17 protein-coding genes and 3 pseudogenes are annotated in these 15709 nt (G+C 31.4%); 8 read left to right on the plus strand and 12 right to left on the minus strand.

Features of this window, described 5'->3' with window-relative positions; genetic code table 11:
* A partial coding sequence (locus tag AC0L0O_RS19610; protein ID WP_153012141.1) for an IS3 family transposase occupies positions 1-95 on the plus strand: 95 nt, incomplete at its 5' end.
* Positions 96-367: 272 nt separating this feature from the next.
* Here AC0L0O_RS19610 and AC0L0O_RS19615 read toward each other — a convergent pair.
* Positions 368-478: a YjcZ family sporulation protein gene (locus tag AC0L0O_RS19615; RefSeq protein ID WP_000540371.1), complete on the minus strand. Its 111-nt coding sequence runs from the start codon at positions 476-478 to the stop codon at positions 368-370.
* A 400-nt stretch (positions 479-878) separates the two neighbouring features.
* Between AC0L0O_RS19615 and AC0L0O_RS19620 the strand changes: the two genes are divergently transcribed.
* Positions 879-1226: a hypothetical protein gene (locus tag AC0L0O_RS19620; protein WP_000473817.1), complete on the plus strand. Its 348-nt coding sequence runs from the start codon at positions 879-881 to the stop codon at positions 1224-1226.
* 117 nt (positions 1227-1343) lie between these two features.
* Here the strand turns inward: AC0L0O_RS19620 and AC0L0O_RS19625 are convergent, their stop codons facing one another.
* The 4 genes from AC0L0O_RS19625 to AC0L0O_RS19640 all read right to left on the minus strand — a co-directional run bounded on the left by AC0L0O_RS19625 (position 1344) and on the right by AC0L0O_RS19640 (position 4668).
* Complete coding sequence (locus AC0L0O_RS19625; RefSeq protein ID WP_001035638.1) at positions 1344-1832, minus strand: hypothetical protein; 489 nt, start codon at positions 1830-1832, stop codon at positions 1344-1346.
* A 1080-nt stretch (positions 1833-2912) separates the two neighbouring features.
* Positions 2913-3212: a contact-dependent growth inhibition system immunity protein gene (locus AC0L0O_RS19630; RefSeq protein ID WP_473785928.1), complete on the minus strand. Its 300-nt coding sequence runs from the start codon at positions 3210-3212 to the stop codon at positions 2913-2915.
* Positions 3213-3301: 89 nt separating this feature from the next.
* Entirely contained in the window at positions 3302-3799 is a 498-nt protein-coding gene (locus AC0L0O_RS19635; protein ID WP_171856667.1) for a hypothetical protein, read from the minus strand.
* A 422-nt stretch (positions 3800-4221) separates the two neighbouring features.
* Entirely contained in the window at positions 4222-4668 is a 447-nt protein-coding gene (locus AC0L0O_RS19640) for a hypothetical protein (RefSeq protein WP_000714347.1), read from the minus strand.
* Positions 4669-5036: 368 nt separating this feature from the next.
* Here AC0L0O_RS19640 and AC0L0O_RS19645 point away from each other — a divergent pair.
* The 3 genes and pseudogenes from AC0L0O_RS19645 (at position 5037) to AC0L0O_RS19655 (ending at position 6745) form a co-directional block, all read left to right on the plus strand.
* Positions 5037-5233 (plus strand): annotated as a pseudogene (locus AC0L0O_RS19645) (helix-turn-helix transcriptional regulator).
* Position 5234: 1 nt separating this feature from the next.
* A complete protein-coding gene (locus AC0L0O_RS19650; protein ID WP_000413133.1) occupies positions 5235-5705 on the plus strand; it encodes a DUF6773 family protein in 471 nt (156 codons plus the stop codon).
* Between the two features lie 305 nt (positions 5706-6010).
* Positions 6011-6745, plus strand: coding sequence for a DUF874 domain-containing protein (locus AC0L0O_RS19655; protein ID WP_003305767.1), 735 nt, complete (start codon positions 6011-6013; stop codon positions 6743-6745).
* A 78-nt stretch (positions 6746-6823) separates the two neighbouring features.
* Here AC0L0O_RS19655 and AC0L0O_RS19660 read toward each other — a convergent pair whose 3' ends face one another.
* Positions 6824-6916, minus strand: coding sequence for a YjcZ family sporulation protein (locus AC0L0O_RS19660; RefSeq protein WP_080548958.1), 93 nt, complete (start codon positions 6914-6916; stop codon positions 6824-6826).
* 457 nt (positions 6917-7373) lie between these two features.
* Positions 7374-8495: an IS200/IS605 family element RNA-guided endonuclease TnpB gene (gene tnpB, locus AC0L0O_RS19665; RefSeq protein WP_171856663.1), complete on the minus strand. Its 1122-nt coding sequence runs from the start codon at positions 8493-8495 to the stop codon at positions 7374-7376.
* A 552-nt stretch (positions 8496-9047) separates the two neighbouring features.
* Here tnpB and AC0L0O_RS19670 point away from each other — a divergent pair.
* Positions 9048-9563 (plus strand): hypothetical protein, encoded by a 516-nt coding sequence (locus AC0L0O_RS19670; protein ID WP_000914526.1) that lies wholly within the window; start codon positions 9048-9050, stop codon positions 9561-9563.
* 489 nt (positions 9564-10052) lie between these two features.
* On the opposite strand, the gene AC0L0O_RS19675 is transcribed toward AC0L0O_RS19670, so the two are convergent.
* The 4 genes and pseudogenes from AC0L0O_RS19675 to AC0L0O_RS19690 form a co-directional block, all read right to left on the minus strand.
* Positions 10053-10325: an HU family DNA-binding protein gene (locus AC0L0O_RS19675; RefSeq protein WP_473785929.1), complete on the minus strand. Its 273-nt coding sequence runs from the start codon at positions 10323-10325 to the stop codon at positions 10053-10055.
* Between the two features lie 132 nt (positions 10326-10457).
* Entirely contained in the window at positions 10458-10823 is a 366-nt protein-coding gene (locus tag AC0L0O_RS19680; RefSeq protein ID WP_072180972.1) for a hypothetical protein, read from the minus strand.
* Between the two features lie 256 nt (positions 10824-11079).
* Positions 11080-11409 (minus strand): annotated as a pseudogene (locus tag AC0L0O_RS19685) (hypothetical protein); the annotation flags it as partial.
* A gap of 83 nt (positions 11410-11492) precedes the next feature.
* Positions 11493-12911: a right-handed parallel beta-helix repeat-containing protein gene (locus AC0L0O_RS19690; protein ID WP_473785930.1), complete on the minus strand. Its 1419-nt coding sequence runs from the start codon at positions 12909-12911 to the stop codon at positions 11493-11495.
* 794 nt (positions 12912-13705) lie between these two features.
* Here AC0L0O_RS19690 and AC0L0O_RS19695 point away from each other — a divergent pair.
* Together AC0L0O_RS19695 and AC0L0O_RS19700 are read left to right on the plus strand one after the other, a co-directional pair.
* Positions 13706-14779 (plus strand): response regulator aspartate phosphatase, encoded by a 1074-nt coding sequence (locus AC0L0O_RS19695; protein ID WP_473785931.1) that lies wholly within the window; start codon positions 13706-13708, stop codon positions 14777-14779.
* Positions 14776-14901, plus strand: coding sequence for an aspartate phosphatase (locus AC0L0O_RS19700; protein WP_332282339.1), 126 nt, complete (start codon positions 14776-14778; stop codon positions 14899-14901). The genes AC0L0O_RS19695 and AC0L0O_RS19700 overlap by 4 nt, the downstream gene beginning before the upstream one ends.
* A gap of 165 nt (positions 14902-15066) precedes the next feature.
* Here the strand turns inward: AC0L0O_RS19700 and AC0L0O_RS19705 are convergent.
* A pseudogene (locus tag AC0L0O_RS19705) lies at positions 15067-15264 on the minus strand (Y-family DNA polymerase); the annotation flags it as partial.
* Positions 15265-15709 lie beyond the last annotated feature (445 nt).

Consider the following 15709-nt stretch of genomic DNA (forward strand, 5'->3'; position numbering starts at 1 on the left):
ATTATATTTATTATTACAATAATAAAAGGATTAAGGCAAAATTAAAAGGATTGCCTCCTGTAAAATACAGAATTCAATCCTTATTAGCTGCTTAAATATATGTCTAACTTTTCGGGTCCAGTTCAAATTGCCGGCAAGCGAAAGGGCGGTTCTAAACGCAAAAAATAAGTTTAAGCAACCGACCACCTTGCGGTAGCAGTTACTTGAAGAGATGTGTCCAGCATCTCTTCTTTTATTATATACATACTGTATTACTGTAATACTAATACAGTAATTATATCAAATGCACATAAAAAATCAATGAGCACGTAATAGATATAATGTACAAAAGAAAAGACACCCTAAGGCGTCTTCTCTGACAGTTTTTTTAGCAGAAGCAGCTGCACCCGATAATAATCAATAAGATAAAGAGTACAACAAGTAAAGCAAATCCTCCAGCGAAACCACAGCCCTCGCCGCAACTACCACCATATCCCATAACAATAGTTCCTCCTTTACATCAGAGGGTAAAACTAGGGTTCATTCCGTGTAATTTAATGGGTTCACTTTACCTTATGTTTTTGCGAAGAAATTGAGCATGGCTATTTGAAAATAAAAAAAGACGCAATAAAGCGTCTCCTGTTGGGGAAATAAGAAGTAAGGTTTCTAAGATAACTGAAAAAAATAGAACAGGTGCTTAGATTTTATCACGATTTTTTTCTGAATGAACATGCATTATTACATATCATAACAAATCCCTCTATTTTCCATTTGATAAAATACATTACAAATATTGACAAAATTTAAACGGATATTTCTACAAATTCAAAATATTTACAAAATTACAAAAGTGATACATTTAAGGTACAAGTTATAGAAAATATTAAGGGGGATTTATTATGTTCAAGAAATTAGTAGTTGGAGCATTAGCGACAGGTATTGCATTAACTGGAGGAATTGGAGCAGCGTCAGCGAGTACAGAAGGTGTAGAGAACACTAAAAAAACAGCACCATCAATCGCAGAATTAGGAAATACAACATATTATTATAATTCTGATTATGACTTCTGGTACACACATGATAGCAATAGAGATGTATATAAAACTTATGAATTTTATAGTTCAGATGGCTATTTTGTTAACTATTTTGAGGATACAAATAAAAGAATTAAATGGTACTTTAAAGGTGTAGTTGGAGGTGCACCAGGTGGCGGTAAATATGGGCATTATGAAGGCAGACAATATTAATAATTTTACTAAAAATCCCTATTCAGGGCTTTTTCTTCATGAAAAAGACACCCAAAGGTACCTTCCGACTTGAACCACTTTAATTTTAATAATATGTATTGGACTCCCATCCAAATATTATTTTTTCAAACTCGCTTCGTATGCCTTAACTTGATCAACAGTATTGAATACTTTTAAATCAAATATTTTTTCTCCGTCAATACATACAACGAGTACACCATCTTGAGCTTGAAGAACACTACCCACATTACCTTTACCGAGAGAAATACTGAAAGGATTCTCTACATTTAATGATTTCTTTTTAGCAAGATAATCTTTAAATGGCATACCAATGGATAGTTCGTCTTTTAAGCCTTTAATAGTGTTACCAGAAGTTGTTGTTGGTTGTTCCTTTTTTGTAGACTCTTCTTGCTGTTTGCGTTGCTTTTCAGCCGTCTCTTGTTCTGCTTTCTCCTTTTTCACAGTCCCTTTTTCTTCAGCTTTCTTTTGTACTTCTTGCTCAACTTTAGATTCTTTGGAAGTACTTGCTGTCTCGTTAGATGAACATGCTGCTAATCCCATAAATAAAGTGAAACAAGTAAGTGTTGTTAATAGTTTTTTGTTCATAGTATGTATCCCCCAGCGTTTAAAATGTAAGATTTATCTGAACTATCATAACAAATATAATCACAACTATTTTGTCATATTATGTCGAAATGAAATAAAAAAAGACACCCAAAGGTGCCTTTCTCCGACTTGAACCATATTCATTTTGTATAAATTTATCCGTATTATCCCTTTGTTATACGTGTAAACACATCCTATAAAACAGAATCGTCTATATACACCAGATTGTTGGTTCACAAAGTACAAGAGATTTGAGATCAGTATTAGAGTGACGGTATATCTTTTATAATGGGCGATATGTTACGTCTTTTAAAAGAATCTGCTTTATAGAACGTGTCCACAATTTATATTTTACTACATGTAATATTCATTTAGTGTGAATTTTTCATATATGTATAATTACATAAAGTTTATGAGCAATAGAGAGTATAATTTGGTATTGTGTAATAAAGATAAGACCCATCTAGGGGAATAGGTGGGCCGTTAGGGTACTACTATCATATTGCACAAAAGGGACTTTGCAATAAAATGATAGCATATTTTTAAAGTTGTTATATTGAGAAATAAAGAAAAGACACCCTAAGGGGCCTTCTTCTGACTTAAACCACGTTTATTTAATTTAAACTTATCCGTATTATCCCTTTGTTATACGTGTAAATCTATGTTTAAAACGTATAGTATACAATTAAAAGAACTGTATTAAAATTGAAGAGTTTATCGTGAATTGTAAGGCTCCTCATAAATATATGGGTGAAAAAACTGATGACGATTTCCCCTTTTAAAATACATCGTAAAACATATTTTACGATGTATTTTGTTGTATGTTGGAGAGAATAAGGAATATTAAATAATTGTCCTGCTTTTGAGATGCCTTGAGGGGATTTTTCTCGTAATGTGGAAGAAAAACAGTTTTGGAAGGTGCTCAATTATATATCATATTCATTGGCAAGGGAGAGAAAAGAAGTGGAGAATTATGAATGAAAAGGGGGATATACTATGTGACGACAATTAAAGCCTTTGTATATGTGAAGTAGAAAAAGTAAAAGATTACCTGTAAAGGGCGGTTAAAAATCGGTCTTACTATTTATTTTTTAATGCTCTTTTTAAGAGTTCAACAATTTGTTCTAGCCATTCTATAGGAGTAAGGTTTAAAGCAGGAAAATAAATTTCGGCATTATATATAATGAATTCTTCTTTTTCATGAATAGATAAACCACTTTGAAGGAATGCTGTAATGTCTTCAATAGTATTCTCTAAACATATAGTAGTAACGGCAGTGATAAATTCGTTTATGGCAAATTCGAGTGATTCAATATCTTGATTGAAAGTTCCTGCTAAAAAACAACCTAATTCTTCATATTGTGTGTATTTATCTTGCATGTAAACTCTCCTTTATCTTTCTGGATATCCTGTACTCATAAAACTACTATTTTATGAGAATCTATTTCCAAATAATCTATTTCCTCAATTTAATATTTTTCAAGTTCCCAAAAACTAAAGTATTTACTGAATTCTTTATAAGGAGATAAAAAGCTTTTTAATTCTTGACTAATATCTTCTAGATCACCATATATATTATCTGTGGCTAAATTAATTTCCTCATTAAAATTATATAGCTGTTCATCTACATAACTAAATCCCTCACAGCAATTATTATGTATCAAATTAGATATAAATGGTTTTATTTTCAATACATTTTCTTCATTTAGAATAAATCTATCCCATAACAGTCCCATTATTATTTTTACAGGTAATTTTTTATCATACGTCCCTTTTACGTTTTTTAATTTAGGTACGATGTCAACCAACTTATCATTACTAGATAGAGAAATTTCTATAATTTCAATAGAAGGGCTATCTAATGCTTCAATTGTCTGATCAGCCCAATCAATTACTTCAGTTTTTGAAAATAAACCAATTTGTAACCCTATACTCAAAACCTCAGCTATTATTTTTATATTGGCCATATATATAACTCCTTAGATTTTTTGATAATTATACATCGCAGTAACCTAAATTTCAAAAAGGGTGTTGCTAGTATGCAGTAAATACAGGGATTTTTAAACTTAGGATCTCTTCACATTGTTACCAAGCTAAAAGATAAAATCCTTCCTAAAACGAAAAAAGATGAACAAAATAATAAAAAAGGTTCATTTCTATTTCTTTTTTAGTTTCTATTCTTTAGTAAAAGAACTTAGTAGATGAAAAGGGTAGATTGCACAATTAATTGGGAGATAAGTACAAGTAACTTTGAACAATATTAAGTTGACCATTTTTATGATGCCGCTTTTTCTATAACGGTAATAACGGTAAGTTCAAATTATGTTTCTATTAAATAAAAAATACATCCTAATAGGGATGTATTTTTTATTAATGATAATGTTATAAATTATTCTACATGAACCGATATGCTTTTAGATAATACTTGCATTGAGAAAGGAACTCTAGCTTCAAAAGCTATAGTGTTTGTTGAATTTGGTGTGTTTGAGAAGATGTACGAATCTTTGATACGTAATCTAAATGTTTTTTCAGATCCGAATGGACCAGTATAAGAACTGACTTCGTCTAAAGAACTTCCTGCATATCTAATGCCATTAATAGTTAAAGCTTCTGAATATGAATCCGGTGTACCTACTTCACTAACTTTAACATAAAGGTAATCGCCCTTAAGAACAGGAATAGATAAGTAAGAACTTGCACTATACATTTTGTTATTATCGCCTACAGCACTAATGCTAACACTTCGTAGTGGAGAAGAATCCGCTTTTGAAATTGTTGGTAAAAATGCTAGTGTAAGTGCAAAACACATAAATAACATGCTCATAAATTTTTTCATATTAACAACCCCTTAGGTATTTATTTAATATCCTGTATTTTACAGGTTAAAAATGTAAATTTCAATATTGTTATATAAAGAATAATTATGTAATTATGCATATTTAATATAAAGTACACCAAAACTCAGATACATAAATCCCTTGCTGTTACATTGGGGATACGAAAATAACTACAAGAAAAAGGCGTCTACAGAAAAAATTTCTATTCTTATATTTATAGAATAGTTTTAGATAAAAAAATAAAGAGTTTAGTAATATATATATGTCTTAATGTAAAATATATATTGCATTTATTTTGTTGATAATTTAATATATAAAATATAAGATATTGTGGTATGAAGTTAACTTTACAAATGAGGTTTATTTAATGTTTGTAAGTAAAGAGAAAATGGGAAGAATTAAAAAAGTCTAACTCAACAGGAGTTGGCCGATGTTGTAAACGTTACGCGACGAACCAGTAGCCTTATTGAAAGCAATAAGTGTAACCCTTCTTTAAAGCTTTGTATGCATATAGCTAAAACAATAGATAAGAATTTAGATAAATTATTTTGGGAGGAACTCTAAAATGGAAAAACTAAAAAAATGGTTTTCACTCAGTACACACTCAGATGAAAGAATTCAACAAATCGAAATGAAAATTTGGGCGCAATCTGGAATTATTGTCCTACTTTTAGCTTTTATAGATGTTGTAATAAGGGGAGCATATCTACACCGCCCATTCCTAGAATGGATTGCTTCATTAGCCATTATAATTTGTTATATGATATTCTTTTTTATTAAATCTATTCTGACTGGCGTTTATGAAACAGAGATTAATAATAAAGAACAATTAAATGAAAAATTAAAAGAAAAAATGAGTAATACCTTTATTTTTTGTTTTGTCGCAATAGGTGTTACTACATACAAATATTACTTCCCTGAAAATTTCGGTGGATGGTTAGTAGCAATAGCAAAATTCATTATACTTTTCGTTTTTCTATTTGGTATTCAATATCTTATTACAGTAATAGCTTGGAAGAGATCCAACAAAATTTAATAAATATGGACAAAAAAGCTTATCATTTAGTACTTAATGATAAGCTTTTTTATTATTTTTTTATCGTTTTTTTTGTTTTTGGTGTATTTCCTTCTCTTAGGTTGATAGCGATGTGGTGGTACTCCATCACTATCTATTTTAAAAAATGATTCCACGTTTTAAGAAGAAATTAAGTTGTTTTGATTGAAAATAGATTATAAAGTTAATATTTAAATATAAAGAATTTGAATATTAATATGTTATCATTTGAATGATTCAGATATGGTATACAAAGTTAATATTTGTATCTGAGGTCGTTTATACATATGAAAGAATTAAATTATGAAAAGGCGGTATTTATTATGAAAGCAATTAAATTAGCAGGCTTAACAATTGCAGCAGGTTTATTATTGGCAGCGTGTGGTACTGAAGAAGCGAAAATAGAGCAAGATGCGAAGAAAGAGGAACAAATAGAAAAAGTTAAAGCATTTCAGGTAGAAAAGCAGCAAGAACATAGGGAAGTACCTGTGCAACAATCGACGGATAAATCAAAACAGCATGAAAATGTAGAAAAGGAAACAGTTAAAGAAGAAGCAAAAGCAGAGCCAACGCCTGTTGAACAACCGAAAGCTAGTGGGTTAAATGAAGCACAAGCACAAGAAAAAATGGAACAATCAAAGACAGCACAAGGCCAGGGAGCACGTAATAAGGATGTGAAGTTAAGTCAATTAGGAATCCAAACAGCAAAGGATGGAATAAAGGTGGCTGCACAGGCACAAGACGTCCATATTGAAGCAGAAGATAGCCTAACTAGAATTGTTGTTATTGTTCCAGCTGGAACATCGAAAGAACGAGCACAACAAGTAGGCGACATAGCAGCACGCCAGGTGGCAAGTTTTGGAACAATGGGATTATATGTAGATTTGAAAACACCGTCAAAAGACTATTTAGGGGAATATTGGGAAAACTTCTCTGGTGATATCGGTATCTATGACAGCAACGAAAAACAATTAGTACGTGGATATATTTCCAAGTTAAATCCAACAAAAATTAAATGGTAAGAAAACAAGGTCCCTACACAATGTGTGGGGATTTTTCCATAAAAAAAAGACACCCAAATGTGCCTTTTCCAATAGTTTTTAGCAGAAACAACTGCATCTGATAATGATTAATAGTATAAAGAGTACAACGAGTAAAGCAAAGCCGCCGCCCCAACTACCACCATATCCCATAATAATGTTTTGAGGGCTGAAATCTGTCCAAATCCAGGCTTACCTCACTGTCGCTTGCCAAAATATGAAAAAAATAGCCCTCCATCTAATCAAAAAAGGGTTAGTGGAGGACTATTTTTAAATTCTATTATTTACTGTTGTTTTCTTTCATTAAAATCAAAAAAAATTTCAGAGTGTCTTTCAGATATTCGCCTTGCAGGAGCAGCAGTTCTAACTACAATTAATAGTAAGAGGGTATAGATATATCCTCTTACTATTGATTAAAGGCATGAAACATAAGAAAAGACACTATATAGTGTTTTTTCTTGTTGATATAGCTCTAAAGAAAATGTATTGATTAATCAAAGATTGTTGGATGCTTCTTGTTTAACCTTAGCATAACTTGAACTACCCCCACTTTCACTTCGTTTAGAAGTGAGGGATTCCTAAGTAAAGAGTTCTATCGAACTCTAATTGATTAGGCTAACTCCGCAGTCCCTGCGGTTAGAAGTCTTATTGCTTCATTCTTTATATTGATACTTGCGTTAATATCCCTATCATGGTGTGTACGACAAGAAGGACAGTCCCATTTACGTAGGTTTAGATTTTTAACGTCTTTGTTTTGATATCCACAACAAGAACATAATTGGCTGGAAGCAAATGTTTTCGATACGACAATGACTTGTTTACCATACCATTTTGCTTTATATTCCAACATGGTTCGAAACTGTGACCAAGATACTTCACTAATTGCTTTTGCTAACTTACGATTCTTTAACATATTCGATACTTGCAAATCTTCTATACCGATAACATCGTGGTTTTTGATGATTTCAGTTGAGATTTTGTCTAAGTAATCTTTTCTAGCATTTGATATGTATTCATGAATTCTAGCTACTTTTACTCGTTGTTTATTCCAGCGAGAAGATCCTTTCATTCTTCTAGAAAGGACACGCTGTGCTTTCGCCAACTTATCTTCTAATGATCGGAAAAACTTCGGGTTTTCATAGGGTTTTCCATCTGACAAAATAGCGAAATCTTTTAGTCCTACATCTATCCCAATGTAAGAATGTGTTTTCGGAAGTTCTTGTACTTCTGTTTCAACTAATAGTGACACAAAATATCTACCAGAAGGGTTACGTCTAACTGTCGCATTTACAATACGTCCCGTTATTTCACGACTTTTGGCAAATCGAACAAGACCTAGTTTTGGCAATTTTATTTTGTTTCCTACAACGGCAATGTTTTTATTTGTTTGTTTTGTGATATAAGATTGTACGTTATTCTTCTTGGATTTGAAACGCGGGGCACTATTTTGTTTTTTGAAAAATCGTGTATACGCATCCGCAAGGTTGCGAACAGACGACTGAATCGCAATACTATCCACTTCTTTGAGCCAAACAAACTCTTTCTTCATGGCAGGAAGTTTGGCAGAGCATGTACCATATGTTAAACCTTTTCCAGTTTCTTTGTATGCGTGATCCCATAGGGATAGGAAATGATTGAATACAAAGCGAGAACAACCTATCGTTTTATTAATTAGAATTGCTTGTGCATGATTTGGATAGATACGAAACTTAAAGGATTTATTAATTATCATTTGATTCACCTCCATTTCGGTATATGACTATTATACACCAAACGTACATTCGGTTTATAGTGAAGTAACACTTTATGTATGTCGAACAATTAAGATGGCTTCCTGCCATCCCTTGTTCGAAGCCAATTCATCTCCCGCCTACTCACTTCGCGTTCCTTGAGGAAGGAGTCTTCTTGGCTAAAATGATAAATATGAGATTTAATTAATGAAACTTTATATATTAATATTATATAACTGAGTTTATCTCAAATACTATTAGGAAAATCATATTTTTCTATATTTAGAACTAAGTTAGTAGGATTGGTAAACCAAAAGACTATTATGTTATACATAATAGTCTTTTTTATAGTTATATATTCAAATACTAATAATTGTAATAGGTAAATCGATTGTAAAATATATACATTTATAGTTAGTTGTATTAATATTAATATAAATATTGGAAATTGAGGGTGGTAAATGTAAATAATTTAGATGAAATTTGAAACTTTCTATAGTAAGTTTATAGTTTTGGGAGAAGAAGAAAAACTAAATTTTGGAGGTTAATTCACTATGTTAAAGAAAATGATGTTTATGTTAATGGCTCTTACTCTAGTTTTTGTCCCAACTCTCGCTTCAGCTACAACTATAGAGGATGGGAAAAAATACAACGTAACACACGAGGAATTAGAAGCTCAAGTTAAAGAATTAGAATATATATTTTCGGTATTAATGGTAAAAGATGAAGAAACAGGTAAGTATGTTCTTAATAAAGAAGAGTTAGCGAAATCTTCATATAACAATGAAGAAAAAGCAGCTATTATAGCTGGTGTTTATGTAATGAATGATGAAGAAATTCCATCTAATATGTACTCTAGTAACGTTTGGGAAAGATGTTGGCAGGATGCATTAGGTATTAGTAAATCATATTTTAATCAAATAAAATCGTATCTTAAGAAAGAGGATTACTGGGGAGCATTGGGAATGCTTTCGTTGCTTGGGCTACCATATAAGCCTGCGTTGTTATTTGCTTTTGCAGTAACTTGCGGGCCAGCTCCAGCTTATATTGCACCTAACCCTCATGAATAATAAGCCTGATATCTTATAGGTAAATGAACTAAAATTAGAATCTCTTTTGTGAATCTATTGATGCAAAAGAGATTCTTTTATCTTTTTAAACAAGTATTTCTGTTAAATATGAAAATATTAAGTATATTCTGTTGAAAAAAAGTAGATTTGAAGTAAGTTAAACTTTCATATGATATGCTTATTCTATACTAACTAATTTTCAGGTGAGGAGTTGATCGGTTATTACTAGTATAGAGAATATATATAATGTTTCTGTATTCTTAATGCTTTTATCTACTTTTTGTTTTTATCTGTATTTACGAAAAATAAAAAGAGAAAGAAAGCTCACTGGTTTCGAATTTACAATGTATATCATAACACAAGTTAGTTACATTCTTTGGGGAATCTATATTATTTATATAAACTTTGGATGATATTTTTTGTTTTATGAAAAAAAGGCTATTAAAAAAGGGTTTGAGATAAATATCAAACCCTTTTGACTATATATAATTATTTCACTGCCTCTTTTAATTCTTTTCCAGCTTTAAAAGCAGGTGCCTTTGAAGCGGCGATTTGCATTTCTTCACCTGTTTGTGGGTTACGTCCTGTACGTGCAGATCTTTCACGTACTTCAAATGTACCAAAACCAAGAATCTGTACTTTCTCCTCATTTGCTAACGCATTTGTTATTGTATCTAATAACGCTTGTGTTACAGCAGCAGCATCTTTTTGTGTAAGTTCAGCTTTTTCTGCTACTATTTTCGTTAATTCTGTTTTATTCATTTTCTGCACCTCTTCATATGTAATTAGGTGACTATTATAACGTGTGATTACTTATGATGCAATTATACTGTACATAGGAAAAGCAAGAGATAGGTGACAATTTCTGTGTAAAAGGCATAAGAAGTTTATTAATTATCGCGCTAAATCTTGTTCATATTTCTTTACTTCTTCCAAAGTTTTAAATGTTAACACATCAAAAACTCCTTTTTCATTCCCACATACAACAACAAAACCATCCGTTGCTTCCAGAACTCTACCGACGCCCCCATCTGTAAGCGTAATACTGGTGAGCTGTTTTACGTTCAGTTTTTCTTCTTTTCGAATGTAGGTAGTTATGGGTGTCCCAACAGGAAATGCGTCTGTGAGCTCTTTTGTTGTATAAGTGCCATCATCTATTGATTGAGTTTTAGCTGTAATAGAATCAGTTTGAGTGGCACATCCTGTTGAACATATTAAAAGAATTCCAGTAATAATACTTGCACAAGCTTTTTTTACCATTCACAAAATCCTCCTATAACTGATCGTATTGTCAACCCATTTAGGGTAACAAATTGTATATACAAAGTTTGTTGGATTATGTGAGTCGTAAATTAACAAAGATACAGGTATTTTGGCAGAATGTGTTTCAAACAAAAAAAGACACCCTAAGGTGCCTTCCTGCGACTTGAACCATCGTAATATGGTATTGGATGCCAATCCAATTATTATTTTATCACATTAAATAATTTTGGTTGTTGAGAAATATAATTCAAATCTATATGTTGTTTACTTTTGCTTTGTTAGCCTTTTGGGGTGTGGATTCTTGAATCTGTTCAGCTTTGCTTTTAATTTCATCGGTATTTGCTATGTCGACACTTCCTTGAGCCTTTTTATATTCTTGAATTGAAGCATTAACATTCTGATTAAATGAAATCAAGTTACCAGTTGGTGAAGACATTTTTTCATTGAGCGCCGTTATAATGTTATCTATCTTTTTATATTCTTTTGGGTGTTCTTTAGAAGCTTCTGAAACAAGTTTTAATTGTTCCTTCATTTCTGTATGGAATATATCAGCATGCTTAATTATGGGCTCAGATTCTATTTTTCAAGCGTATTCTTTTTGTAGATTCATAGGGGAGGAAGGGGAGATGAAGTGAGCTAAGATAAAGTTGCTTTAGTAGATTTGTTTTATTCTAAAATATGTTTGAACGAAGGGGATAATTTGCTAAATATACTATGTTGTTCATTTCCTTCTTGAATCATATTTGCTTGATAAGTTGAAAACCCTTTATACGTTTTTCTTTTCCATTGCCATAAGCCATTACTTTGATTGAATTCACCATAGTAATGATTGTAATCCAATTTGTTCCCAGTGTTTTTATTAAAATTATTGCTGATAAAAATACGGCTGTTACTTGCATAGATTTGGTTATTGGTAATTACATTATTACGGGTATCATAATTTAATTCGATTTGGCCATTCTCTTGATCTTTTGTATCATTTTTATAAATTACATTGTTCGTAATCGTGTTATTTTCAGCATATCCTTGCTGACTGTCATATCCACCAATTGCAATACCACTCATGATATTATTGGATAATGTATTGTCTCTAACGGTAATTTGGCTTGCGCTTTTTCCTGCATGTTCGCTTGCCACCTCAATACCAAGGTCGTTTTCATAGCTTTGATTTTGCTCAATGATAATTTCTTTTCCGCCATCCACGTAAATACCATCAGCTGAATATTCATTATAACTCGTATTATTAATTGATGAATTGTGATGAACAATGTTATTACGAACGACTCCATTCCGTGCTTGATCTAAATTAGCTACTGGAGATACTCCTTCATGTCCAATCAGAACAATTCCGATGTTGTTGTTATCATGTACTCTGTTATTGGTAACTTCAAAAGAATCTACATTCCCATTCACAGCAATTGCTTCACTAAGCCCTAATTTTAAATTTGTTACTTCATTATTATCAATGACAATATGATTTAAATTATTTTGTGCACTAGATGAAGTACCGTATACAGCAATGCCGTGTGCATTTCCATTCTTTACATTTGCTTCAATGTGATGGATATAATTATTTCTAATCTCAATATTACTTCCTGTTCCAGTAATATAAATACCAATAGGGGTTTCATTAACTTTTGTTGATTTTAAATTGCGAAACTCTAATCCTTTTACCTGGATATAATTTTTGTCCTCTATTGTAAATAACCCATCATCCTCTAACTTGACTGTGGAACCATCAAGGATTACTTTTTCGTCTTGGTAATTTTGAAAAGTAATAGGTGCTCCTGAGGCACCGGAATGAGTGGCACGAACCTTTTGGTTATAAATCCCGCCTCTTATGTAGATTATACTTCCTTCTTTTGCGACATTAGCAGCTTTTTGAATGGTAGCAAAAGGTCGATTTAATGTGCCGGGATTGAGGTCGTTACCTGTTGGAGATACATAGTAATTTGCACCAGAAATTACATTGTCATTGGATTGTGCAAAGGTAGAGGTAGGGAGTGTGAAAATTAACATACTGAAAGAAAGTATAAAGATAAAAAGCGATTTTGTTAATGAGGGAAATATTGTTTGATATTTCATTATGATCCTCCTTCTTTTTATAAGCATTCCTTCTCAACTATATAGTTAAAACTGACGATTTATATCTTGTACTAATAAAAAAGACCCAGTAATGTATTCTGGATTAAGAAACACCAACTCCTATGGTCTACGTCTTCTATCTCAAACTAAATTTTTAATAATTCATGGTTTTTCGTATAAAATCAAATCATATATACGTGTACTTAAAGAAATATGGATATTAGAATCGGTAGACGAGGGAATGAGGGATACTGATACTAATTTTAAGGAAAGTTATTCAAAATATGTTTTCTATTCAATTAAAGCTTACCTGTGTATCATGTTAACTGTTGTACTAATTGGATTGGTACGATTAACAGATAATTATTTAAAGTGGGGTATTTTCGAGGTAGATGGATTTCATATGTCATCAGTTTTTATGCTTTTGATAGCTGTGTTTATCGTGTTTAAATCGGTGACAGATTATTTCTTTCAACATTTCGTTAAGATACGAAAGAAATATCTTGTTATGGCAATAGGCATATCTATTTTTCCTGGAATTGGATTGCAAATATCATTTAGTTTTGTCGCTAATTTTATAAATGCATTCAATCCCAAACGTTATAGCATATCCCTTGTAAAAACTTTGTGAAATATTATGTATAGCATACTTTTATTTGAAACTTTATTAAATCAGAAATTAACACGGTTTAATATAAGTATTCGAAAAAAAGTTTATCAAGTTTTAATATTCAAAAAATCATTTATATAAACAAGTATATTGTGGTAACATTTAACAAAAGGGGGTAGCGTATATGAATGTTGAAATTATTTCTAAAGAAGAAATCACAAAATTATTAAACGACTGGTATCAAGCTATAATTTCACAACGTGTATTACAGTCTAATAAAATAAAAGAAGAGATTGCAGATAAAATCAATAATATTAAGGAAGACCAAACAATATTAGTCTACTATGCTTTATTGAATGCGCGGTATAATCTGCTAATTCGTGATATGGATAGTTCAAAAGATATTTTGGATAAAATTGAGCCATTACAAGAGCCTACAGAAACATTTTTAGAGTACTATCACCATTTATTTAAAGCAATTTATGCTACTAATACAGCAAACCATAGTGAAGCAAGAATACAATTTGAAGAAGCTGAAAAGTATTTAGAGTACATGCATGATGAAATCGAAAAAGCTGAATTTAATTATTGGCTTGCAGTTCATTACTATCACATATTGAAACCAATCTTAGCAGTTCAATTTGCTACGAAGGCAAATGAAGTATTTTCAATTAGTCCAGGGTATGAATTAAAAACTGCTGCTTGTTTGAATACTTTAGGGATGGCACACACTCGCTTAAGTGATTTCGAAAGTGCAGAAGAATATTTACTTTCAGCATTGGGTACTTTCCAAAAATCTAATGATGAAAGTCTTATTAAACGTGTAAAGCACAATTTAGGTCTTTTATATGCAAGTCAAAACATGTCAGAGTTAGCAATTAAGCATTTAGAGGAATCACTAGAAAACAACGCTAAAACGATGTTTCTTTTAGCAAGAGAACATTTTAAGTTAGGTCACAATCATAATGCTAATGAATATATTGAGAATGGCTATAAGATTAGTGACTTATGTTATCGTCATCATTTTCAAATTTTAAAAGCATTACATAACTATGCACCACAAGAAGAATTAGAAAAGGCGGTCATGGAAGGTATTTCGTATTTTGAAAGAGAAGAATTATATGATTGGGTAAAAGAATATGCTTATCTTTTAGGTAACATATTCTATGATTCAGAAAATCACGAAAAAGCCAGCAAGTATTTACACATCGCTTTAGATGCAGACAAAAAGAGTATAGAAAGAAGGGCGCTAAAATGAAAAAAGCAATCTTATTAATGATGATGTTATCTGCTGTTTTTACTTTTGGTCTTACTAATGTAAACGACGTATCACAAAATGAAACTATTCAAGTGTTTATGGATCATGGAGAGCATATTTAATTATCTAAAAAAAGACGGAGCTGCGAGCACCCTCTTTTTTAATTATGAACATATTGATTTAGAAATAACATAAGTAGCAGTAGGAATGAAAAATATAAGGGATAATGTTCCATAGTACCAAATACGGTCTGATTTACATTCTTAAATACCAAAACATACATTGTTCTTTACACCCAATGCTTTTAAGGGTGGAGTAGCGGCTAGAACGATTGAAACGCTTCTATTTACATCACCGACTACTGCTAACATTGTATGCATAGGATCTAATCCCATTTTGATGCAGCTTACTGAAGCGTAAAAACTTCATAGAACTACACATAAGATGATTTTATTCGTTAGGATTGAATAGTCAAACGCTGTGATTGCCCCTTCATAAAAGAGCGTGTGTTCTTTTATGAAGGGGAATTTTAAATATAATGTAAAAAGAATCTTTTATATTATAATTACTAAATGTTGTTAATTATGATTTTGAAAGGAGTGAAAATAATGGTAATGTATCCAATCGGTATTACATTGTTAATCTTTATTCCTATAAGAACAATGGGTATCAAGAACCAAAGGAGACTTTAGAATTTGGAAATCGAGATACTGATAAAAATGAATGGATGCATATTGAAATATATCCTGATGAAGTATTTATGCGTATAAATACTTTTTGGGGAAGAAAACATAGTAAGAAGATTAATATGAACCGTGATTTGAATAATGAAGCGTTAATTTTAGAAGCTATAGGGATATTTACAAATTATTGGGGATGAATAGTTTGTATCAAACTATTTTACATCAGGATTTAACAGCTATATTTTTT

It is taken from the genome of Bacillus sp. GS3m_15504 (genome assembly GCF_055825275.1).